Source organism: Pseudomonas sp. 8O, assembly GCF_902506495.1.
GTDB lineage: Bacteria > Pseudomonadota > Gammaproteobacteria > Pseudomonadales > Pseudomonadaceae > Aquipseudomonas > Aquipseudomonas chaetocerotis.
Genome location: NZ_LR733265.1, coordinates 408,183 through 428,157, shown reverse-complemented (window position 1 = coordinate 428,157; position 19,975 = coordinate 408,183). Strand labels below are relative to the sequence as shown.

21 protein-coding genes are annotated in these 19,975 nt (G+C 60.9%); 14 read left to right on the top strand and 7 right to left on the bottom strand.

Features of this window, described 5'->3' with window-relative positions; all coding sequences use genetic code 11:
- Positions 1 to 106: 106 nt before the first annotated feature.
- Positions 107 to 1,024: a LysR substrate-binding domain-containing protein gene (locus tag GV002_RS15505; protein ID WP_160019259.1), complete on the top strand. Its 918-nt coding sequence runs from the start codon at positions 107 to 109 to the stop codon at positions 1,022 to 1,024.
- 28 nt (positions 1,025 to 1,052) lie between these two features.
- Here GV002_RS15505 and GV002_RS15500 read toward each other — a convergent pair whose 3' ends face one another.
- From GV002_RS15500 to GV002_RS15480, 5 genes are all read right to left on the bottom strand, one after another.
- Positions 1,053 to 2,105 (bottom strand): twin-arginine translocation signal domain-containing protein, encoded by a 1,053-nt coding sequence (locus GV002_RS15500; RefSeq protein WP_160019258.1) that lies wholly within the window; start codon positions 2,103 to 2,105, stop codon positions 1,053 to 1,055.
- Between the two features lie 127 nt (positions 2,106 to 2,232).
- Positions 2,233 to 3,558 carry a TRAP transporter large permease gene (locus GV002_RS15495; protein ID WP_160019257.1) on the bottom strand — a complete coding sequence of 442 codons (1,326 nt, stop codon included), beginning with the start codon at positions 3,556 to 3,558 and terminating at the stop codon, positions 2,233 to 2,235.
- Entirely contained in the window at positions 3,558 to 4,064 is a 507-nt protein-coding gene (locus GV002_RS15490; protein ID WP_160019256.1) for a TRAP transporter small permease subunit, read from the bottom strand. Before GV002_RS15490 ends, GV002_RS15495 begins: the two co-directional genes overlap by 1 nt.
- Positions 4,065 to 4,222: 158 nt before the next feature.
- Positions 4,223 to 5,170: an alpha/beta fold hydrolase gene (locus GV002_RS15485; RefSeq protein WP_160019255.1), complete on the bottom strand. Its 948-nt coding sequence runs from the start codon at positions 5,168 to 5,170 to the stop codon at positions 4,223 to 4,225.
- A 93-nt stretch (positions 5,171 to 5,263) separates the two neighbouring features.
- On the bottom strand, positions 5,264 to 6,163 hold the full coding sequence (locus tag GV002_RS15480) for an AEC family transporter (RefSeq protein ID WP_160019254.1): 900 nt from the start codon (positions 6,161 to 6,163) through the stop codon (positions 5,264 to 5,266).
- A 273-nt stretch (positions 6,164 to 6,436) separates the two neighbouring features.
- Between GV002_RS15480 and GV002_RS15475 the strand changes: the two genes are divergently transcribed.
- The 4 genes from GV002_RS15475 (at position 6,437) to GV002_RS15460 (ending at position 9,879) form a co-directional block, all read left to right on the top strand.
- Positions 6,437 to 6,820, top strand: coding sequence for a hypothetical protein (locus GV002_RS15475; RefSeq protein WP_160019253.1), 384 nt, complete (start codon positions 6,437 to 6,439; stop codon positions 6,818 to 6,820).
- 711 nt (positions 6,821 to 7,531) lie between these two features.
- Positions 7,532 to 8,281: a Phenylacetic acid catabolic protein gene (locus GV002_RS15470; RefSeq protein WP_160019252.1), complete on the top strand. Its 750-nt coding sequence runs from the start codon at positions 7,532 to 7,534 to the stop codon at positions 8,279 to 8,281.
- A gap of 16 nt (positions 8,282 to 8,297) precedes the next feature.
- On the top strand, positions 8,298 to 9,419 hold the full coding sequence (locus GV002_RS15465) for a radical SAM protein (RefSeq protein ID WP_160019251.1): 1,122 nt from the start codon (positions 8,298 to 8,300) through the stop codon (positions 9,417 to 9,419).
- Positions 9,420 to 9,426: 7 nt separating this feature from the next.
- On the top strand, positions 9,427 to 9,879 hold the full coding sequence (locus tag GV002_RS15460; RefSeq protein ID WP_160019250.1) for a MaoC family dehydratase: 453 nt from the start codon (positions 9,427 to 9,429) through the stop codon (positions 9,877 to 9,879).
- A gap of 222 nt (positions 9,880 to 10,101) precedes the next feature.
- Here GV002_RS15460 and GV002_RS15455 read toward each other — a convergent pair whose 3' ends face one another.
- Both GV002_RS15455 and GV002_RS15450 read right to left on the bottom strand, forming a co-directional pair.
- Complete coding sequence (locus GV002_RS15455) at positions 10,102 to 11,223, bottom strand: fatty acid desaturase family protein (RefSeq protein WP_178094705.1); 1,122 nt, start codon at positions 11,221 to 11,223, stop codon at positions 10,102 to 10,104.
- Positions 11,181 to 12,269 (bottom strand): ferredoxin reductase, encoded by a 1,089-nt coding sequence (locus GV002_RS15450; protein ID WP_160019248.1) that lies wholly within the window; start codon positions 12,267 to 12,269, stop codon positions 11,181 to 11,183. Before GV002_RS15450 ends, GV002_RS15455 begins: the two co-directional genes overlap by 43 nt.
- A gap of 147 nt (positions 12,270 to 12,416) precedes the next feature.
- Between GV002_RS15450 and fabR the strand changes: the two genes are divergently transcribed.
- The 9 genes from fabR to GV002_RS15405 all read left to right on the top strand — a co-directional run bounded on the left by fabR (position 12,417) and on the right by GV002_RS15405 (position 19,759).
- Positions 12,417 to 13,052 carry an HTH-type transcriptional repressor FabR gene (gene fabR, locus GV002_RS15445; protein WP_072423248.1) on the top strand — a complete coding sequence of 212 codons (636 nt, stop codon included), beginning with the start codon at positions 12,417 to 12,419 and terminating at the stop codon, positions 13,050 to 13,052.
- 163 nt (positions 13,053 to 13,215) lie between these two features.
- The gene (gene ureE / locus GV002_RS15440; protein WP_160019247.1) at positions 13,216 to 13,716 is read left to right on the top strand and encodes an urease accessory protein UreE; all 501 of its coding nucleotides are present in this window, start codon (positions 13,216 to 13,218) and stop codon (positions 13,714 to 13,716) included.
- Positions 13,717 to 13,768: 52 nt separating this feature from the next.
- Complete coding sequence (locus tag GV002_RS15435) at positions 13,769 to 14,443, top strand: urease accessory protein UreF (RefSeq protein ID WP_160019246.1); 675 nt, start codon at positions 13,769 to 13,771, stop codon at positions 14,441 to 14,443.
- 14 nt (positions 14,444 to 14,457) lie between these two features.
- Positions 14,458 to 15,072, top strand: coding sequence for an urease accessory protein UreG (ureG, locus tag GV002_RS15430; protein WP_003246865.1), 615 nt, complete (start codon positions 14,458 to 14,460; stop codon positions 15,070 to 15,072).
- Between the two features lie 22 nt (positions 15,073 to 15,094).
- Positions 15,095 to 15,667 (top strand): HupE/UreJ family protein, encoded by a 573-nt coding sequence (locus GV002_RS15425; protein WP_160019245.1) that lies wholly within the window; start codon positions 15,095 to 15,097, stop codon positions 15,665 to 15,667.
- Positions 15,668 to 15,883: 216 nt separating this feature from the next.
- A complete protein-coding gene (locus GV002_RS15420) occupies positions 15,884 to 16,798 on the top strand; it encodes a glycerophosphodiester phosphodiesterase (RefSeq protein WP_160019244.1) in 915 nt (304 codons plus the stop codon).
- Positions 16,799 to 17,318: 520 nt separating this feature from the next.
- Entirely contained in the window at positions 17,319 to 17,933 is a 615-nt protein-coding gene (locus GV002_RS15415) for a LysE family transporter (RefSeq protein WP_160019243.1), read from the top strand.
- A 236-nt stretch (positions 17,934 to 18,169) separates the two neighbouring features.
- Entirely contained in the window at positions 18,170 to 18,757 is a 588-nt protein-coding gene (locus GV002_RS15410; RefSeq protein ID WP_160019242.1) for a TIGR00730 family Rossman fold protein, read from the top strand.
- Positions 18,758 to 18,823: 66 nt separating this feature from the next.
- Positions 18,824 to 19,759 (top strand): DUF808 domain-containing protein, encoded by a 936-nt coding sequence (locus tag GV002_RS15405; RefSeq protein ID WP_160019241.1) that lies wholly within the window; start codon positions 18,824 to 18,826, stop codon positions 19,757 to 19,759.
- The last annotated feature ends 216 nt before the right edge of the window (positions 19,760 to 19,975 follow it).

The following is a 19,975-nucleotide window of genomic DNA, read 5'->3' as shown; positions in this document are numbered from 1 at the left end:
CTCTCAGGGTTGTCAGGCTTGCAGGACTGCCATCTTGCCTCGCGCCAGATAACCTGCTCAACTGGGACAAAACCTGATGACTAATCCCGCATATAAGGACAATCCGATGTCCGACTCACGTCTTACCCTTCATGAGCTGGAGGCCGTCCTGGCCGTGGCCCGCCGCGCCTCGTTTCGCCGGGCAGCGATCGACCTGAATGTTTCCACCACTGCGCTAAGCAGCACCATCGCCAAACTGGAGGCGACTCTGCAGACGCGCCTGTTCAATCGCACCACACGTAGCGTGTCGCTGACAGAGGCGGGCAGCAGCTATCTTGAGCAGGTGGAACCAGCCCTGCAGGCTCTGCGCGGCGCGCTGGAAACGGTTCGCTCGCACAACGCAGAACCTGCTGGCGTGATAAGAATCAACGCATTTGCCAGCGCAGCGCGCACGGCCCTCCTGCCACTGGTCCTGGAGTTTGCCGACCGCTACCCGCGCGTCCAGATCGATCTGGTGACGGAGGAGCGACTGGTGGACGTCGTCGCGGAAGGCTTCGATCTGGGCGTGCGCGCATCGAACCTGATCCCCAATGACATGATTGCCATCCCACTGGGCCAGACACAGCGCTATGCCGTGGTGGGGACGCCGCTGTATTTCTCCAAGCACGGTGAACCGCAGAACCCAGCGGATCTGATGCGGCATGAATGCCTGCGCATCCGGCTGCCCAACGGCGCCATCTATCCCTGGTACTTCGAACAGGCGGGCGAAGTGCTCAGGCTCGATGTCGAGGGTCGGTTCACCGTGGACGAGCCGGGTGTGGCCAAGGCCATCGTGCAGGCGAACGTGGCGCTCGGACTCTTTCTGGAGCAGGAGGTCCAGGCGGAAGTCGACGCTGGAGACCTGCAGCGGGTGCTGCAGGACTGGACGCCGCCGAGAGATGAAATGTGTCTGTACTACCCCAATCGACGCAATCCGTCTGCCGCGCTCAAGGCATTCACGGACCTGGCCCGAGAGAACCTGCAGCGCTGCCCGCCCCCAGGCTGAGCGGCGGGCGGGCAATCGGGGGGCAATATCAACCGCGATAAGGCGCTCCGGCCTTGGCCATCAGTGCGTTGTACTTCTTGAAGATGTCCACCACCTTGGCGCAGCGCGGGCTGGTCTTGGCGATTTCGTCCCAGAACTTCAACGCCTCGGCCTCTACCGTGGCCCACTCCTCGGCCGGGATGGAGGTCAGTTCCAGCTTGCCGCCTTCGACCCGCAGTTGCGCCTCACCGCCCCAGTACCAGTGCTGGCGATAGTAGTTGGAGCTGTCCATGCACAGCTTGAACAGGGTCTTGAGGTGCTCCGGCACTTCCGCCCATTTGTCCGAGTTGGCGAAGTAGGAGCCGCACCAGGCACCGGAGATGTTATTGGTCAGGAAGTACTTGGTGACGTTGGCCCAGCCGACGGTGTAGTCCTCGGTGATGCCGGACCAGGCGATGCCGTCCAGCTCACCGGTCTGGATCGCGACCTCGACATCTTCCCAGGGCAGGGTCACCGGAATCACGCCGAAGCGCGTGAGGAACTTGCCGGCGGTGGGGAAGGTGAAGATGCGCTTGCCCTTGAGGTGTTCGAGCCTGGTGATCGGCTCAACCGTGGCGAAGTGGCAAGGGTCCCAGGCGCCAGCGCCGAGCCAGGTGACGCCCTTGACCTCGCCGTAGGCCTCGGCCCAGATCTCGTTGAGTCCGTACTGTTCGAACAGCACCGGCACATCGAGGCTGTAGCGGGTGGCGAAGGGGAAGTAACCGCCGAATACCGAGACGTCCACGGGCGCGGCAATGGAGTCGTCATCACTCTGCACGGCATCGATGGTGCCGCGCTGCATGGCGCGGAACAGCTCGCCGGTCGGCACCAACTGGTCGGCGAAATACAGCTGGATCTCCATCTGGCCGTTGGCGGCCTTGTTGAAGGCGTCGATCGAGGGTTTGATCACGTGCTCGGCCAGCGCCGCGCCGGCGTAGGTCTGCAATCGCCAGGTGATCTTCTTCGGCTCGGCGGCATAGATATGCGACGAACCGAGGGTAGCGGTGCCGACGGCCCCGGTGGTGACCGCGGCGGTCTTTAGGAAATCGCGTCTCGTACTCATGCTGGTCTCTCCATAGTGTCGATGCAGATGCAATACAACCGCTCAATGCCGTCAGAGCTGACGGCCTTACCAGTGGCCGGACGAACCGGCTCGACTGCTGACGCGCGCACGCGCCGATTTCCGTTGATCAGCCGCCGTAATGCAGTTGCGGCAACCACAGCGCCAGCTGCGGGAAGACCATGACCAGGGTCAGCGCCAGGACCATGATGAAGACGAAGGGTATGACCGAGACGTAGATGTCGCGCAGAGTCACTTCGGGTGGCGCCATCGCCCGCATGAGGAACAGGTTGTAGCCGAATGGCGGGGTCATGTAGGCAATCTGGCAGGTGATGGTGTAGAGCACGCCGTACCAGATCAGGTCGAAGCCCAGGGCGCCGACCAGCGGAATGTAGAGTGGCGCGACGATCACCAGCATGGCGGTGTCGTCGAGGAACATGCCCATCACGATGAACGAGATCTGCATCAGGATCAGAATCTGCCACGGCCCCAGGTGCAGGCTGTCGACGAAGAAGCCTTCGATGGCCCTGACCGCGCCGAGACCGTCGAACACCGCGCCGAAGCAAAGCGCGGCGAGAATGATCCACATGAACATGCAACTGATGGCCAGGGTCTTGCGCAGCGTTTCCTCCATCACCTTGCCACTCAGCCGCCCCTTGAACAGCGCCGCCAGGGTCGCCGCTGCGGCACCGACAGCCGAGCTTTCCACCAGGCTGGTGTAGCCCATCAGGAACAGCCCGGTCATCGACAGAAAAATGAATACTGGCACCAGCCCGGCACTGAGCAGCCGCAGCTTCTCCTGCATGCTGATCTGCTCACGCTCGGCCTGCGCCAGCGGTGGGCCGAGATGCGGCTGCAGGCGGCAACGAATGGCGATGTAGAGCATGAACATGCCGGCCATCATCAGCCCCGGAATGGCCCCGGCCAGCCACAACTGCCCCACCGGCTGGCGCGCGATCATGCCGTAGAGCACCAGCACCACACTGGGCGGAATCAGAATACCGAGCGAGCTGCCCGCCTGGATCACCCCGGTGATCATGATCTTGTCGTAGCCACGCCTGAGCAGTTCGGGCAAGGCGATGCTGGCGCCGATGGCCATGCCGGCCACGCTCAGGCCGTTCATCGCCGAGATCGCCACCATCAGGAAGATGGTGCCGATGGCCAGGCCGCCCGGCAGCGGTCCCATCCACACATGGAACATCTTGTACAGGTCTTCGGCGATGCCCGACTCGGAGAGCATGTAGCCCATGAACACGAACATCGGCAGGGTCAGCAGCGGGTACCACTTCATCAGTTTCATGGCCGCGCTGAAGGCCATCTCCGAGCCGCCATCGCCCCATAACAGCAATGCAGCAGCAGCCGCGACGAAACCGATGGCGCCGAATACCCGCTTGCCGGTGAGCAGCAGCAACATCATCGAGGAGAACATCAGAAGCGCGATCAGCTCGTAGCTCATCACAACGTCTCCCCACGGGCGGCGTACAGATCCTTGAAGAAGGTGGCGACCGCCTGCAACAGCATCAAGGCGATGCCGAAGCACATGACGATCTTGATCGGCGCCATGTAGGGCGACCACGCCGAGTAGCTGGTCTCCTTGTATTCGATGGCGTACTCGGTGGAGGAGATGCCGCCGACCAGCAGCATCACCAGGTAGAAGATCAGCATGAACACGGTGATGGCATCGACCACGGCGCGCGTACGCGGCGACCAGGCGCTGTAGGCCAGGTCCATACGCACATGGGCGTCGAGCTGCATCGAGTAGGCACCGCCGAGCAGGAAGTAGGCGACCATGAGGAATTGGGCGCTTTCCAGGGTCCAGATCGATGGTGTGAAGAAGGTCTTGCTCATGGAAGAGTACAGGAGCACCGCCAGCATGGCGAAGATCAGGTACATGGCGAAACGCCCGACCCTCCGGTTGAATGCGTCCACGACCCGGACGAAAGCTCTAATGCCCTTGCGCATGCAGTTTCCTGCTTTTTTTGTTCGTTATCCCGTCAGCCTAGACGAAGATTCGCCAAAGCCAACCGCCCCGCCGAGCCATAGCAGGAAACGCGCCAGCCATTAACGACCAGCGCTTCTACGAACAAAATCAAAGGCTTGGAAAATACCGCGCTAGAGCCTCAACGTGCCAGGAAGCTGCCAAGCACCGCGACGGTGCGCTGCGGCTCCTCTTCCTGGGGCACATGCCCGAGGTCTTCGAACAGCACCAACTGGCTGCCCCCGATATCGGCGGCGAAACGCTCGGCATTGCTTACAGGAATCAGCCGGTCCCGCCCACCCCAGATGATCAGCGTGGGCAATTCGAGTTCGCCGATGCGCTCATGCAGCTCGCCGCTGGGAGCCTGGGCGAAGCGCTGGCGCAAGGCCTGACGATTGCCGGCACGCAGGGTCAGTTGGTAGTAACGCTCGACCAGTTTGTCATCGACCTTGTCTGGATCGCCATAAACGTTGCGCACGCTCGACTCGATCATGCTGCGCGGCAACAGCCGGCTCATCAATGGCGCCAAGGCAGGAATGCCGGCCAGACGAAAGCCTATCGGCACCGACTCGGCATTGCGCGGGTAGCCGGCAGCATCCACCAGCACCAGACGCGCACTGCGCTCGGGATGAGCCAGGGCAAAGCGCCAGGCCAACTGGCCGCCGAAACTGTTGCCGACCAGCACCACGCGATTGACCCGCAGATGATCGAGCAGAGCCAGGAGGAAATGCGTGTAGTGCTCAACGCGGTAATCGCCATCGGGAAATGGCCCGCTCAGGCCGAAACCGGGTAAGTCCAGGCTGATCACGCGACGCTGCCTGGCCAGCTCTTTTACCCAACCTTCCCAGGTGTGCAGGCTGGCGGAGGTGCCGTGCAACAGCAGGATGGGCTCGGGGTCATCGCGCCGCCCCTGGTCACGCAGGTGCACCGACATTCCATCGATCTCGACGAACTGCGAAGGCGGTGGCGCCCAGCGCGCAGTGAGTTCGTCCAGCGGGCGATCCGGGGCCCAGTTGAGTGCGACGAAGGCGGCAAGGGTCAACCCGAACACCAACAGCAGGCCGAGCAGCACGTGGGCGAGTCGTTTCATCGATGCAGTCCTGAACGGAGCGGGAAGCGCGATGCTAGCCAGGCACCGCGTCGACGCCTATCGCCCGGAAGGACGAATCGCCAGGCGATGCACTCAGAAGCCCACCAGCAGCATCCACAACGGCAGTGAAACCGCCGCCAGCAGCGTGGACAGCGAGATAGCAGCGCTGACACTACGACTGTCCTCCGCGCTGCGGGCAAAAGCCATCACGTTGACCCCACTGGGGCAGGCAGCGAGCAGGACCAGTACGCTGCGCGCCGTCTCGTTCAGGCCGGGGAGTTGGCCACTGAGCCACCACACCAGCGCCGGGAACAGCAACAGCTTGGCCAAGGCCACGCCCCAGGCCTCGCCGGTAGGGCGCAGGCGATAACGCGACAGGCTGGCGCCGAGCACGATCAGTGCGCAGGGCAGCGCGGCCTGGCCGAGCCAGATGATTGCCCGCCACAAACTATCCGGCAGCTGCAGCCCGGACAGGTTGAGCAGTGCGCCCAGTCCCAGGCCGATGATCATCGGGTTGGCCAGGTTCTTCAGCAGCGCGCGACCGTCAACGCGTTCCTGGCTGCCAAAGGCGGCATAGAAACTGTGCAGGGAAAACAACGTGAGGCTGTGGAACACCAGGATGGCGAACACGTAGAGCAGTCCATCGTTACCCATCAGGCTGGCGATCAGCGGAATGCCCACCAGCACGTTGTTGGAGAACGCCGCCACCAATCCCAGCGGCGTCGCTGTACCGCGACGCCAGTGCGCCAGCGCGTTGACCGCAACGAACACCAGCAGTACCGGCAGGTAATAGGCCAACAGCAGCATCGGCGACAGGCCTTCGGCCAGCGATGCCTTGGCGATGCCGGCGAACAGCAGCGTCGGCATGAACAGCTTGAAGGTGATGTTGGCCAGACCGGCCGCCGACTCGCTGGTGAGCCACTGGCGCCAGCCGAGCAGATAGCCGAGAACGATCAGAGCGAAGATCGGCAAAATTGCCTGTGCCGCGAGCATTGCTGAGCCTGCCTCCAGGGAACTGCAAAAGAGGACGGATCGAGCACGACCCGCAAGGGTCGCCAAGCATACGCGCGCCCGGCATTCAGCGCGATGCTTCGCTGAACATTCGCCGCGACGCTTGACGCCCGGCCACAAGCACCGAGATAGAGCCTCCCGATCGAGTATTGAGGGGGTCGATGTTCACTATCAGGCCAGTCAAGTTCTTATCTGCGCTCATGTCCTCAAGAATTGACTCCGACGCCACTTATTACTCCTCAAGGAGACATCGACATGAAAGCTCAACTGACCCTCGCAACTCTGGCCCTTAGCCTGATGACCACCACCGCATTCGCCGCCTCGAGCAGCGCGCCCTTCCCGCTGGTGGGCGAAGCCAAGGACAGCCAGGTACAACAGCAACCCATCGCACCGCTAGCCGAAGACGGCTCCGACCGCACGCCGGGCGCCCAGCGCATCCAGCTGGCCGAAGATGGCTATGATCGCACCCCGGGTGCTCAACGCATCCAGCTGGCTGAAGACGGTTCTGACCGCACTCCCGGCAGCCAGCGTATCCAGCTGGTAGAAGGTGGCTATGAGCGCACGCCTGGTGCCCAACGTGTGCAGCTGGCCGAAGGCGGCTCCGATCGCCTGATCAAGCAACGTGGACGCAACGCTTGAGCCCCATCCGGCAGCACCAAAGCTGGTATTCCGAGCCGTGTAAAAACAAGGGGCGCCAAGTACTGATCGTTAATCGATCAACTTTGGCGTTCCCTTATCTGTTCTGAGTTCGATTGACTCAACCCCCTCAAGATTTTTCGTAGCGGCCTCTTCTTCAGAAACGAACTGGATTTTTTATCCAGCCTGAGTCACCTGGCTTTTTCCGGCCATGTACCAAGAGCGTATTGCAAGGGCCAATCTTTAAGGCAGCCCCCAGCTGTGGACTGCTGTTCATGGATATCCACGCCCTTCCCCGCTGTCCGGCTCAGTTAAGCCTGCCCAGTGCCAAGCAGAAGCCTACTCAGCGTCATGCCCTGCATTAGCCACCTCAACCCGCCATGCTTGGAGAGACTGCAATTGACTCTTTGGGGATGGCGTCAAGGGTTTAGTCAATATCGCTGTCGCACCTGCCGAAAAACGTGCAACGCCCCGACTGCTATGGAGTTGTCAGGCTTGCCAAGCAAGCCTCTGCCCAAACACTGATGGTTAATTTCAGCCTGCGCAAGACAGCCAAACAAGATGTGTGCAGGCGAACTTTTCAGAAAATTCTTAATTGACGAACACCATCGTTAATCTAGGTTGAATACCGACGCAGGGAAGCTGCTTATGATGCTGCTTTGCATATACCTTGCCGCCTGAGACAGGTAAAACAACAATCAACAAGGATGCGACATGAACACATCAAGCCAGATTCCGGCCAAGCAAATCATTCACGTATCAGGGCCAGCAGAACTGCTGGACATGCCCAGCGAATACCAAGAGCTGGTCAAAAGGCAACTGATGGCACATACCGAAGGTGAACTATCAGGGGCCGATGATTATGTAAAATTATTCTATTTCCTAACTGACGATCCTGATGAGAAAAAAATTTGCTGCCAGTTGGCCTTAGATGAACTCGAACATTACAAACGAGCTGCAAAAATTCTTTTGGATATAGGCATAGATACATCATTCATGATATCTCAAGGCTTAGAAGAACGAGCCTTTTACGCAACCGAGGCAGTAAAATCCTGTAAAAACTGGGCCGAGCGGGCTTTGATTTCTTTTTTGGTAGAGGACGCAGTTATTGATGTTCTTGAGGAGATGACTGAGAGTAGCTATCAACCTATTGCAGATATGTGCCCACAAGTCATAAAGGAAGAAAAGCTTCACGTCGGACATGGATTTCGGATAACTAGAGAAATGTGCCGCAGCGAAGAGGGGCATCATCAGATCCAGACTGCTCTTGAGCGTATGTGGCCGGTGACGCTTGATACATTTGGCCGTAGTGACTCAGAGCGTTCAGAGCAATATATCACTTACGGCCTGCGCATCCGGACATATAAGGACGCTAGAGAGCGCTTTGCTAGGCGCGCCAGGCTGAAACTGGAAGCACTGGGTTTGAATGTGCCGTCCGATGAAGCTAATCGTAAATTCCTTTAGTCCGGGGCGCATAACAATGAAAAAAGAAGCCAGAAAAATCACAAGCCCTATCTTAAAGCGGCTTAACGGGAATGAGGATTATTTTTTTCGTTACCAGAGGATCAAAGAGATAAGCACCAAGGTGCGCGTTTCAGAGTACCTAATAACCAACGCATGCAATATACGCTGCAAGGGATGCTGGTTTTTTGAGTACGGTTTTGAAAAGCAAACCAAGGACGTGAACGATCTAGAAAAGCTTCGTACATTTCTCCGAACCGAAAGAGACCGAGGCATTAACACATCTTTGATTATTGGTGGTGAGCCAACACTGCACCCAAAGCGCCTTGGCGTTTTCGGGGAGGTCATGCAGTTCAACAGCATTTCAACGAACGGACTCAAGCCACTTTCACTCACCGACTTTCCAGATTTTTCGGTCCTTATTTCACTTTTTGGCGGTGGTCCTCTGGACGATGAGCTCCGAGCAATAAGACCCAGCGGGAAGAGATTTTCGGATATATTTCAAACATCCCTTGACAACTATCGACATGACCCACGCGCGCACTTTATCTTTGCTGTAACCGAGGGCGGAATACAATATATAGAAGAGACCGTGCAACGAATCGCCGACAATGGAAATACTGTATCTGTAAATTTTTACAGCAAGTATGGCACTGACCATCCTCTTCGCACGCTCCATTCAAGCCGCTTGATGAACGAGATACTCAGAGTACGGAGCCTCTATCCATCAACACTTTGCTCACACCCTTACTACATTAAAGCCATGGTGACCGGCAAAAGTCATTGGGGCGAGCTTGGATATGATGTCTGCCCCAGCCTAAGCGTTGACCACCCCGACAATGCCGCTCGGATTTCAAATGGCAACCCCGTTCTACCAGGATTCAATGCCTATGCAGCTGACCTGGAAACAATCAATCTGTGCTGCACCTCAGGCCATTGTGAAGACTGCCGAGATAGCCAGGCAGTCATGAGCTGGATCATGATAAACCAAAAGCAATTTGTCCGGGATGCGAACCTATTGAAGACTTGGATTGAGATCGCAGAAAGCTATTGGCATCAATTTGTTTGGGCACACGACTTCAGAAACTCAACCCCCAGCCTGATGACCCACAATGGCATTAATGACATTATGACTACCTGAGGCCATCATGAACACCACCACAACCAAGACAAAAATCCCAGAAATTGGATATGAGGTCCGTAAACACTTCTTACTTTCTAAAGCAGAGATCGTAGAAGGCGCCCGTTTTATCGGTGATCTCAATCCGTTGCATGTGGATAACAATCACCCAGACACTGTGCGCCTTGGCGGGCTGATTGCAAGCGGAAGCCACATTACCGCGCTTTTCTCTGCCCTGCTTCCAACTGACTTCATCGCATATGGCCCCATGTTAGGGGCTCACATGGATGTTAAATTCACCGCCCCCGTCCTTCCTGACACTAGATATTTAATGAGGTGGCAAGTAGAAGAAAAACAATGGAAAGAAAGTTTGCAAGGAACCGTCTACAGCATGGCGGGCAGCATTACAAACGACGCTGGAAACTCTATTGTACGGGCCAAAGCAGCAATCATTCTGTATCCAAAACAAATACCCTCGTAACGCCAACACGTGAAATGCCCTTCGCTGGGCATTTCACTTTTTCAAACACACATCAAGCGACGATATGGGAGGGCTTATTCACCACCGCGCCTCTGGGAAGTTTGGAGCCTTCCTTAGCATTCGCGCAGGAACTACTGAAACGCCAGAGAGGCTTGCGCTCCCGTATCAAGGATCAACAGTTACAGCCCTGCACACCACATAATAACTGCTTACATCACGCACCTACCCGGTCGGCGGCATCGGCAGCCGGTAGACCCAGATGCGCCGCAGCACGGTGGAAAATTGCCCCCACAAGGTGCCGCAGTTGTAATGCTGGCCGTAGCGCTCGGCAATCAGGCGCACCTCACGCGCCAGTTCGGCATAGCGCCGCGCGGGCAGGTCGGGGAACAGGTGATGCTCGATCTGATGGCTGAGGTTGCCGGTCAGAATATGCAGCAGCGGCCCACCGGAGAGGTTGCTCGAACCGCGCAGTTGGCGCAGGTACCAGTGCCCACGCGTCTCCCTCTGCAGAACCTCGGGTGCAAACACCGCCGCCTTCTCGGTGAAATGGCCGCAAAAGATCACCAGAAAAGTCCACAGGTTGCGCAGCAGGTTGGCCACCAGGTTGCCGCTCAGTACGGCCAGTGCATTGGCGCCGAGCAGCAGGGCCAGCAGCGGAAACAGCAGATAGTCCTTGCCCCACTGCCGCGCCAGCTTGGCACCGAACTGACGTGCCAGCGGCCGCACCTCCTCCTTGCTGATGCGGCCTTTCACCAGTTTGTCCAGGCGCAGGTGCTGAATCGCCACTGCGTACTGGAACAGCAGCGCCTGGATCGTCACCCACAGCGGCTGCCAACGATAGAACGGTTTCCAGCGCTGCTCGGGGAACAGGCGCACCACGCCATAGCCGACGTCATCGTCCATGCCCAGCACGTTGGTGTAGGTGTGATGCACGTGGTTATGGGTGTGCCGCCAGAAATCGGCGGGGCCGACGATGTCCCACTCGTACTGGCGGCCAGCGAATTCCGGATCGTTCATCCAGTCGTACTGGCCGTGCATCACGTTGTGGCCCAGCTCCATGTTCTCGAGGATCTTGCCCAGCCCCAGCAAGAAGGTGCCGAGTAGCCAGGTCGGCAGGAACCAACCGAACATCAGCAGCGCACGACCACTCCAGCAGCACAGGCGCACCACGCCACGCACACGGCGAATGTAGCGCGCATCGGCCTCGCCCAGATCGGCCAGGGTGCGCTGGCGCAGAGCATCCAGCTCCTGGCCGAAAGCTTCGAGCTCAGCGGGGTTCAACTCGCGATCAAGACGAACCGTCACAGATCCACCTCCACATCCCCATGCGGGGCACTGACACATGGGCGTATGGGTTGATTGGGTTCGGCGAACAGCTCACCGCTACGCAGATCACGCACCGTGCCGGCCAGCAACAAACAGGTGCAGCTGGCGCAGATGCCCTGGCGACAGCCATGGGCTGGACGCAAACCATTGGCTTCGGCCTGCTCCAGCAGGCTGGCGTTGCCGTTACCCAGTGCCTGCTGGCGGCTGCGGGCAAAGCTCAGGAGCACCTCAGGTGTCTGCGCCTCGGTCAGTACCGGCAACGGGCTGAAACTTTCCGACTGCAGGCTGGTGCCGCGCCCGGCATCGCGCCACCAGCCGCACGCCGTGTCGACGAAACCGCGCGGACCGCATACCAGCAGGTGTTCGGCAGGCAGGGCAGCAATGTGATCGGCCGTCAGCCGGCCACCAGCCTCGGCACTGAAGGCCCAGCGCACCTGGAAGTTGGTGTAGCGCGCAGCCAGCGCCTGCAGGTCCTCGGCAAAGGCCTGCTGGCCGTGACGACGGACCTGATGTAGCAGCGTCACCGGCGCAGAAAAGCCACGCGCCAGTGCATCACGCAATAAACCGAACAACGGGGTGATGCCACTGCCAGCCGCCAGCAGCAACACGGCGTCCTGCTCCTGCGGCCAAACGAACTCGCCAAATGCCTGACCCAGCTCGATCACCTTACCCACCTCCAGATGATCGAGCAGCAGATTGGACAGGCGCCCGCCCGGCTGGCGCTTGATCGCAAGCTCGATACGCCCGTCGGCTGCCACCGAAGTGAGGCTGTAACTACGTCCGTGGCGCACGCCGTCCTGCTCCAGATAAACCTGGACATGCTGCCCGGCCCGCCAGTCCCGCGCATTGCCATTGCAGCGCAGTTGCAGTGCCAGCATGTCGTCGGCCACCCAACGCCGCGCCTCGACCCTGGCGAATACGCGGTTGAGACGCAGCGCCGGATGCAGCGAGCGCAAACACAGATCGATATCCGCCTCGCGCAGCCAGCCGGCCGCACAGAGCCGGCGCAGCGGTTGCAGACCTCCCGCAGCATGCCGCGCCAATGACAGGGAAAGCAGAGCCATCAGAAAAACCCAGTGAACACTTGTTCACAAGGCTGACAGATAGCCTGCATTTCAGTCAACAGTCGTTCACCGAAACACCTTCGCACGGTTCGACGCTGGCGCCGCGCATTTGCTAGAGTGCGGCATCGCTCAATGATCCGATTTCGCATGACGCCACGCGCCGAACAGAAGCAGCAGACTCGCCAGTCCCTGATGGACGCCGCCCTCACCCTCATGGAGAGCGGGCGCGGCTTTGGCAGCCTGAGCCTGCGCGAGGTGACGCGCGTCGCCGGTATCGTGCCTACCGGTTTCTATCGCCACTTCGCCGACATGGACGAACTGGGCCTGGCGCTGGTGGCAGAGGTGGGCGAAACCTTCCGTGCGGCGATCCGCCAGGTGCGCCGCCATGAGTTCGAAATGCGCGGCATGATCGACGCCTCGGTGCGTATCTTCCTCGCCGAAGTGGCCGCCAATCGCGCTCAGTTCCTGTTCCTCGCCCGCGAGCAGTACGGCGGCTCGCAACCTGTGCGCCAGGCCGTTGCGGCCCTGCGCGAACGCATCACCAGCGACCTGGCCGCCGATCTCAAGCTGATGAACCGGATGCCGCACCTCGACGATGCAGCGCTCGACGTGGTGTCGGATCTGGTGGTGAAGACGGTATTCGCCACCTTGCCCGAACTGATCGATCCGCCCGCCGAAACCTTGCCGGCGCACCTCACGGCAGAGGCCAAGGTCATCCAGCAACTGCGCTTCATCATGGTCGGTGGCAAGCACTGGCTGGGCCTGGGCAAGCCCTCCGAGTAGCACGCACCACAACCGTGCGCACACAGAAAAAACGCACCAAATAAATCCTGACTGCTTCGCCAAGTTATCCACAGCACGCAGAAATGCGCCGCCTTGCGCCACTCTCCAGCCTTGGCAAGCCACTTGCACTATTTCCGGGCACATTGCCCTGGAATAAACACACATGCTGGTGATCCACGCCCGAATCGCAGCGCAGAGTACCTGCGACGCTGAACTGGAACTGACCTTCGAAGCGCGCAGCAAAAGCCGCCTGCGCTGTTTCACCACCAGCGGTGAGGAGGTCGGCCTGTTTCTCGAGCGAGGCCAGCCAGCACTGGCCGACGGCGAATGCCTGCAGGCCAGGGACGGACGTATCGTGCGCATCCGGGCCAAGGCCGAGCCGCTGCTGCATGTCACCTGCGCCAGCCCGTTCGAGTTGATGCGTGCCGCCTACCACCTGGGCAACCGCCATGTCGCCCTGCAACTGGGCGAGGACTGGCTGCGCCTGCCTGACGACTACGTGCTCAAGGCCATGCTCGAACAGCTCGGCGCCACGGTCGAAGCCATCGAAGCGCCCTATCAGCCCGAGCAAGGCGCCTATGGCGGCGGTCATCATCACTCCCATCACGGCGACGAGGAATTCAACTACGGCCCGCGCCTGCACCAATTCGGTGTACGCAAATGACGCCGAACCCATCGAGCCAAGTAGGGCGCGCCACGCGCACCAGGGCAAAACCGTGAAACCCGCCTGGGCTCTTCTGCGCCTGGCCAGCCCACAACTACCCATCGGCGGCTACAGCTATTCGCAGGGCCTGGAATGGGCTATCGACAGTGGCCTGGTCAAGGATGCCGAAAACGCCGAACGCTGGCTGGCCGATCAACTGACGCTCAACCTCGCCCGCTTCGAAGCACCATTGCTGCTGGCTCACTGTCGCGCTGCGCATGAGGGTGACTGGCCGCACCTGCAGGCGCTGGCCGAACAGCACCGCGCCAGTCGTGAAACCCGCGAGCTGGCCTTGGAGAGCCGGCAGATGGGTTATTCGCTGCGGCAACTGCTCGAAGGCCTGCCCGAGCTGGACGAGGCGGCGCGCGAAGCACTTGCAGCCCAGGACGAACCCGGCCTGGCCCTGGCTTGGGCGCTGGCCGCACGCGCCTGGCAGATCAGCCCGGACGATGCCTTGGCCGCCTGGCTCTGGGGCTGGCTGGAAAATCAGCTGGCCGTATTGATGAAGGTGCTGCCGCTGGGCCAACAGGCCGCCCAGCGCCTGACCAGCCGCCTGCTGCCAACGCTCGAGGCCGCCCAGCAGCAAGCCGCCAACCTTCCCCCTGAACACTGGGGCAGCGCCGCCTTCGGCCTGACCCTGGCGAGCATGGCGCACGAGCGCCAGTACTCGCGTCTCTTCCGCTCTTGACGAGGAATCCAGAAATGAACAGCCAACCCCTGCGTGTCGGCATCGGCGGCCCGGTCGGTTCCGGCAAGACCGCCCTGACCCTTGCCCTGTGCCGCGCCCTGCGCGAGCGCTACAACATCGCCGTGGTCACCAACGACATCTACACCCAGGAAGACGCCCAGTTCCTGGTGCGCAACGAGGCCCTGGAGCCCGAACGCATCATCGGCGTGGAAACCGGCGGCTGCCCGCATACCGCCATTCGCGAGGACGCCTCGATCAACCTGGAAGCCGTGGAGCAGCTCAACCGCCGCTTCCCCGGCCTGGACCTGATCATCGTCGAATCCGGTGGTGACAACCTGTCGGCCACCTTCAGCCCCGAGCTATCGGACCTGACCCTTTACGTGATCGACGTATCCGCCGGCGACAAACTGCCACGCAAGGGCGGCCCCGGAATCTGCAAGTCCGACCTGCTGGTGATCAACAAGGTCGATCTCGCGCCCATGGTCGGCGCCTCCCTGGAGGTGATGGAGCGCGACACCCTGAAGATGCGCGGCGACAAGCCCTTTGTCTTCAGCAACCAGAAAATCGGCCAGGGTCTCGACGAGATCATTGCCTTCATCGAACGCCAGGGCATGCTCACCGCGGCCTGATTCCCCATTCAAGGAGATACTCATGAATCTGCGCAAAACCCTCTACGCCATCGCCCTGTTCTGCACCCCGGCGCTGGCCTTCGCCCACCCTGGGCATGGCGACTCCGGGATCATGGCCGGCCTGGCCCATCCGGTGTTCGGCCTGGATCACCTGCTGGCGATGTTCGCCGTCGGCCTGTGGGCTGCGCAGCAGAGTGGCGCGGCGCGCTGGGCGCTGCCTGTGACCTTCGTCGGCACCATGCTGGTCGGCGGCCTTCTCGGCTTCGCCGGCGTGGAAATCCCGCTGATGGAAACCGGAATTGCCGGTTCGGTGCTGGCCTTCGGTCTGCTGGTGGCCGTGGCTGCTCGTCTGCCGATGGTGGTATCCGTTGCCCTGACCGCTATCTTCGCCCTTACCCACGGCGTCGCCCACGGTCTGGAGCTACCGGATCTGGCCAGCCCCTTCGGTTATGCCATCGGTTTCATCGTCGCTACCGCTGCGCTGCACGCCATCGGTTTCGCCCTGGTGCGCTTTCTGCCTCAAGCGGCTGCACCGCTGGTACGCATCGCTGGCGCTGCGTCGGCAGTCACCGGTGCCTGGCTGTTGGCCGGCTAAGCGCCGATAGCTCCTGAGGGACAGGCCACCCATCGTGGGTGCCCGCGGTGCGCGCGGCGCACCCCACCCCGTCCCGTAGGGTGCGCCATGCGCACCGATGTTGCCGCCTACATCGCAGACACTGCCGGTAGCGGTGCGCTACCGGCGTTTGCGTGGCACTTGCCAACGTCCCTGCGCTGGGGCACAAAGTCCCGAACCGCTCTCGAGACCCCGCCCATGCTGCGCTTCACTCGATTTCTGCTCGTCCCGCTGCTGCTGATCGGCGTCATCGTTCTGGTGCTGACACTGACCAGCCGTCCGGCGAGCTTGCCTGCGGTTCTCGTAGACCTCGGCGAACGCCCTCTGGTGATCGCCCATCGCGGTGGCAAGGGGCTGTGGCCGGAGAACACCCTGTTCGCCTTCGAACGCGCCACTGCCCTCGGCGTCGACATGCTGGAGATGGACCTGCACCTGAGTCAGGACGCCAAGCTGGTGGTGATCCACGATGAAACCCTGGAACGCACCACCAATGGCCAGGGCCCGGTCGCGCACTTCAGCCTCGCCGAACTGCAAGCGCTCGATGCCGGCTACAAATGGACGGCAGATGGCGGTCAGAGCTATCCCTACCGCGGCCAGGGCACGCGTATTGCCGCGCTGGAAGAGGTGTTCGAGCGCTTCCCATTGATCCCCAAGGTGCTCGAAATCAAGGTGCCCGATGTCGGCATGGAAGCCGTGCTCTGCGAAATGCTGGCGGCTTATGACCAACTCGATCGGGTCATCGTCGGCAGCTTTCATGAGCGCAGCCTCAAGCGCTTTCGTGAGCTCTGCCCGGAGGTCGCCACCTCGGCTGGACCGGTTTCGGTGCGCCTGCTGCTGGCGCTGAACTGGCTAGGACTGAGCGACCTGCTGTCACCCTCCTATTCAGTGCTGCAGATTCCTCCCCAGCATAGCGGCCTTACCCTGGCCACCCCGCGCCTGATACGTAACGCTCAGGCGCGAGGTTTGCACGTACAGCTGTGGACGATCAACGAGCAGCCCGAAATGCGGCGATTGCTGGAAATGGGCGCCAACGGTCTGGTCACCGATTACCCGGATCGTGCCTTGCAACTGCTCGGCCGCCCGACGCAACTCAGCGCGTTACAGCCACAATGATGGCCAGCAACTCGCCACGTGCACATCAGCCAGGCCTGACAGGCGTTCCAAGGTTTTACCACCAGCTTATCCACAGACCTGCCAACAAAACCCGGGGATAACCTGCTGCCTGCCGGCACCGCCCCCAGAAAACGCTGGACAAACCGCCCCGTCTTCATATCGAAACGTCCGTCACCAGTCGCTGCTCAAGAAATGAACGAAGCGCTGAGAGCCCCGCCACACGAGATCTACAGCAATGCTTACAGCGCTTACCAACAAAACTATCCACAGCTATCGTGGACAACCAGAAACCGCCCGGAAAAAACCTTTGAAATTGTCAACCCCCTGTGCACAAAGGAAAAATTCCGGTGCTCAAATATTCGTCAGCGCGGCCTGAACGACGCACGACGAGGCCAGCAGACAAGCACCACCAGCTTACCCACAGAGATACCCACAGCCCCCGTGGAAAACTTTATTATCAGCGTCTGGCACGCCACCTGCTATGAACATCAGGCTTCCCTACCCCCTGTAAGGACACTCCATGTTCAGCTTCTTCCTCGCCGCCATGCTCCTCGGCTTCGTCTTCAACGCCGCGCCGGGTGCCGTGTTCAGCGAAACCCTGCGCCGCGGGCTGCGTGACGGCTACAAACCCGCCTTGCTGGTACAGATCGGTTCGCTGGTAGGCGACGCCACCTGGGCGGCCCTGGGCCTGACCGGCCTGGCGCTGCTGCTCGACAGCGCACAGATTCGCTATCCGCTGACGCTGGCCAGCGCGCTCTACCTGGCCTGGCTCGGTTATCAGTCACTGCGCGACGCCCATCGCCCGCCGCAACCCAGCGACGATGGTCAGGTCGCCGCCGGCAGTGCCTTCGCCGCGGGCGCTGCGCTGTCGCTGACCAACCCGCAGAACATCGTCTACTGGGCCGCCATGGGCGGGGCGATGGCGGCCATCGGCGTCGCTCAGCCAACGCCGACGCACCTGGCGGTGTTCTTCGCCGGTTTCATGGTTTCTTCGCTGCTCTGGTGCTTCATCTGCGCCGGTCTGGTGGACTGGTTTCGCCGCGCCGCTTCGCTGCTCTGGCATCGCCTGACCTACGCAGCCTGTGGCGTGGTGCTGTTGGGTCTGGCCGGCATGAGTGCGATGGAACTGGTCTGATCGCGCTGCGGCTATCGCCATCATCGAAACAATCTAAGGGCGCGGCGCCAGCAACGGGACTAGCCTCAGCGACATATCCCTGCGTCAGGAAGCCGCACCATGCACCTCAACGATCTACTCAAGCAGTTGCTAGCCAGCTACGCCTGCGCCACCTGCGGCATTGATACGCGGCACTGACACTTGGTCGGAGCGAAGCGGCTAGTTACCCTTGGCCCATTCAGCCAAGGAGTCCATCCATGTCCGTGCATAGCGTCTGTGTCTTCTGTGGTGCCAGCCCTGGCGCCAACCCCGTCTATCGCGAAGCTGCCGAAGCGCTTGGCCAACACCTGGCCCAGCGCGGCATTCGCCTGATCTACGGCGGTGGGGCCGTCGGCCTGATGGGCGTGGTAGCCGATGCGGCGCTGAACGCCGGTGGCGAAGTGATCGGCATCATCCCGCAAAGCCTGGAGCGCGCCGAGATCGGCCATCGCAACCTGACTTGCCTGGAAGTGGTGGACGGCATGCATGCGCGCAAGGCGCGCATGGCCGAGCTATCAGACGCCTTCATCGCCCTGCCCGGCGGCCTCGGCACCCTGGAAGAGCTGTTCGAGGTATGGACCTGGGGCCAGTTGGGCTATCACGCCAAGCCGCTGGGTCTGCTGGAAGTGAACGGTTTCTACAGCAAGCTCGGCGACTTCCTCGATCATCTGGTCGCCGAACGCTTCGTTCGCCCACCGCATCGCGAGATGCTGCAGATCGCAAGCAGCCCGCAAAACCTGCTCGACGCCCTCAGCGAATGGCGCCCCAGCGCAGCGCCGAAATGGGTGGATCGCTCGCCGGACTGATCCTATACGCAGACATGTAACACAATGCTACGCTCTGCGGCTTCTCTCTCTCACGGAAGCCGCAACATGGCCGGAAGCAGCCTGCTCGCCCTGATCGACGATATCAGCAGCGTACTCGATGACGTCGCCACCATGACCAAGATCGCCGCGCGCAAGACCGCAGGTGTGTTAGGTGACGACCTCGCGCTCAATGCCCAGCAAGTCACCGGAGTCAAGGCAGACCGCGAACTGCCGGTCGTCTGGGCCGTGGCCAAGGGTTCGTTGGTCAACAAGGCGATCCTGGTGCCAGCCGCATTGCTGATCAGCGCTGTCGCACCCTGGCTGGTGGTGCCGTTGCTGATGCTCGGCGGTCTGTTCCTCTGCTACGAAGGCGCCGAGAAGCTGATCCACAAACTGCTGCACAAGAAAGAGGATGACGATCAACAGGCGCACTTGAAGGCCATCGCCGATGCGCAGGTGGATCTGGTGGCATTCGAGCGCGACAAGATCCGTGGCGCGGTGCGCACCGACTTCGTGCTGTCGGCCGAGATCATCGCCATCACCTTGGGCACCGTCGCCGCCGCCAGTTTCCTCAATCAGGTGCTGGTGCTCAGCGGCATTGCCCTGCTGATGACCGTGGGCGTGTATGGCCTGGTGGCCGGCATCGTCAAGCTGGACGACGCCGGGCTCTACCTCAGCCAACGCGCCAGCGTCTTCGCCCAGGCTTGTGGTCGCGGCATCCTGCGCCTGGCCCCCTGGCTGATGAAGGCATTGTCGGTGATTGGCACCGCGGCCATGTTCATGGTAGGCGGCGGCATTCTCAGTCATGGCCTGCCTCCTGTGGAAAGCGCCGTACATCACGCTGCCGAATGGGTCGCGCGCGATGCCGGCCACCTGCTTTCGGCCATGGTGCCAACGCTGCTCAATGCCCTGCTGGGCATCGTCGCCGGCTTGCTCAGCGTACCGCTGGTCAGCCTCGCCACACGTCTGTGGCAGACGCTACGCAAAAAACCGGTTCACTAGGAGCGCTCATTTTCTCATCAATCGTCTGCGCCCCCTGCCGGGCGCAGTCGAGGCGGGCTTTCCCCAAGCTTATCCACAGCTTGCTCCACATCTTTCGTGGATAACCGGCCAGTGGCTTTCCAGAGACGCGCAAGAGCCTTGACCTCTCGCTCAAGCAATTCATTTCAAAGCATTTTTTAGTGGCGAGCAGGCGGCCTGGACAAAAGCTGAGCAGAT

What these genes read in the sequence shown, in the direction of transcription:
- GV002_RS15505 (WP_160019259.1), top strand. Translation starts at nt 107, where the DNA reads ATGTCCGACTCACGTCTTACCCTTCATGAGCTGGAGGCCGTCCTGGCC.
- GV002_RS15500 (WP_160019258.1), bottom strand. Translation starts at nt 2,105, where the DNA reads ATGAGTACGAGACGCGATTTCCTAAAGACCGCCGCGGTCACCACCGGG.
- GV002_RS15495 (WP_160019257.1), bottom strand. Translation starts at nt 3,558, where the DNA reads ATGAGCTACGAGCTGATCGCGCTTCTGATGTTCTCCTCGATGATGTTG.
- GV002_RS15490 (WP_160019256.1), bottom strand. Translation starts at nt 4,064, where the DNA reads ATGCGCAAGGGCATTAGAGCTTTCGTCCGGGTCGTGGACGCATTCAAC.
- GV002_RS15485 (WP_160019255.1), bottom strand. Translation starts at nt 5,170, where the DNA reads ATGAAACGACTCGCCCACGTGCTGCTCGGCCTGCTGTTGGTGTTCGGG.
- GV002_RS15480 (WP_160019254.1), bottom strand. Translation starts at nt 6,163, where the DNA reads ATGCTCGCGGCACAGGCAATTTTGCCGATCTTCGCTCTGATCGTTCTC.
- GV002_RS15475 (WP_160019253.1), top strand. Translation starts at nt 6,437, where the DNA reads ATGAAAGCTCAACTGACCCTCGCAACTCTGGCCCTTAGCCTGATGACC.
- GV002_RS15470 (WP_160019252.1), top strand. Translation starts at nt 7,532, where the DNA reads ATGAACACATCAAGCCAGATTCCGGCCAAGCAAATCATTCACGTATCA.
- GV002_RS15465 (WP_160019251.1), top strand. Translation starts at nt 8,298, where the DNA reads ATGAAAAAAGAAGCCAGAAAAATCACAAGCCCTATCTTAAAGCGGCTT.
- GV002_RS15460 (WP_160019250.1), top strand. Translation starts at nt 9,427, where the DNA reads ATGAACACCACCACAACCAAGACAAAAATCCCAGAAATTGGATATGAG.
- GV002_RS15455 (WP_178094705.1), bottom strand. Translation starts at nt 11,223, where the DNA reads ATGTGTCAGTGCCCCGCATGGGGATGTGGAGGTGGATCTGTGACGGTT.
- GV002_RS15450 (WP_160019248.1), bottom strand. Translation starts at nt 12,269, where the DNA reads ATGGCTCTGCTTTCCCTGTCATTGGCGCGGCATGCTGCGGGAGGTCTG.
- fabR (WP_072423248.1), top strand. Translation starts at nt 12,417, where the DNA reads ATGACGCCACGCGCCGAACAGAAGCAGCAGACTCGCCAGTCCCTGATG.
- ureE (WP_160019247.1), top strand. Translation starts at nt 13,216, where the DNA reads ATGCTGGTGATCCACGCCCGAATCGCAGCGCAGAGTACCTGCGACGCT.
- ureG (WP_003246865.1), top strand. Translation starts at nt 14,458, where the DNA reads ATGAACAGCCAACCCCTGCGTGTCGGCATCGGCGGCCCGGTCGGTTCC.
- GV002_RS15425 (WP_160019245.1), top strand. Translation starts at nt 15,095, where the DNA reads ATGAATCTGCGCAAAACCCTCTACGCCATCGCCCTGTTCTGCACCCCG.
- GV002_RS15420 (WP_160019244.1), top strand. Translation starts at nt 15,884, where the DNA reads ATGCTGCGCTTCACTCGATTTCTGCTCGTCCCGCTGCTGCTGATCGGC.
- GV002_RS15415 (WP_160019243.1), top strand. Translation starts at nt 17,319, where the DNA reads ATGTTCAGCTTCTTCCTCGCCGCCATGCTCCTCGGCTTCGTCTTCAAC.
- GV002_RS15410 (WP_160019242.1), top strand. Translation starts at nt 18,170, where the DNA reads ATGTCCGTGCATAGCGTCTGTGTCTTCTGTGGTGCCAGCCCTGGCGCC.
- GV002_RS15405 (WP_160019241.1), top strand. Translation starts at nt 18,824, where the DNA reads ATGGCCGGAAGCAGCCTGCTCGCCCTGATCGACGATATCAGCAGCGTA.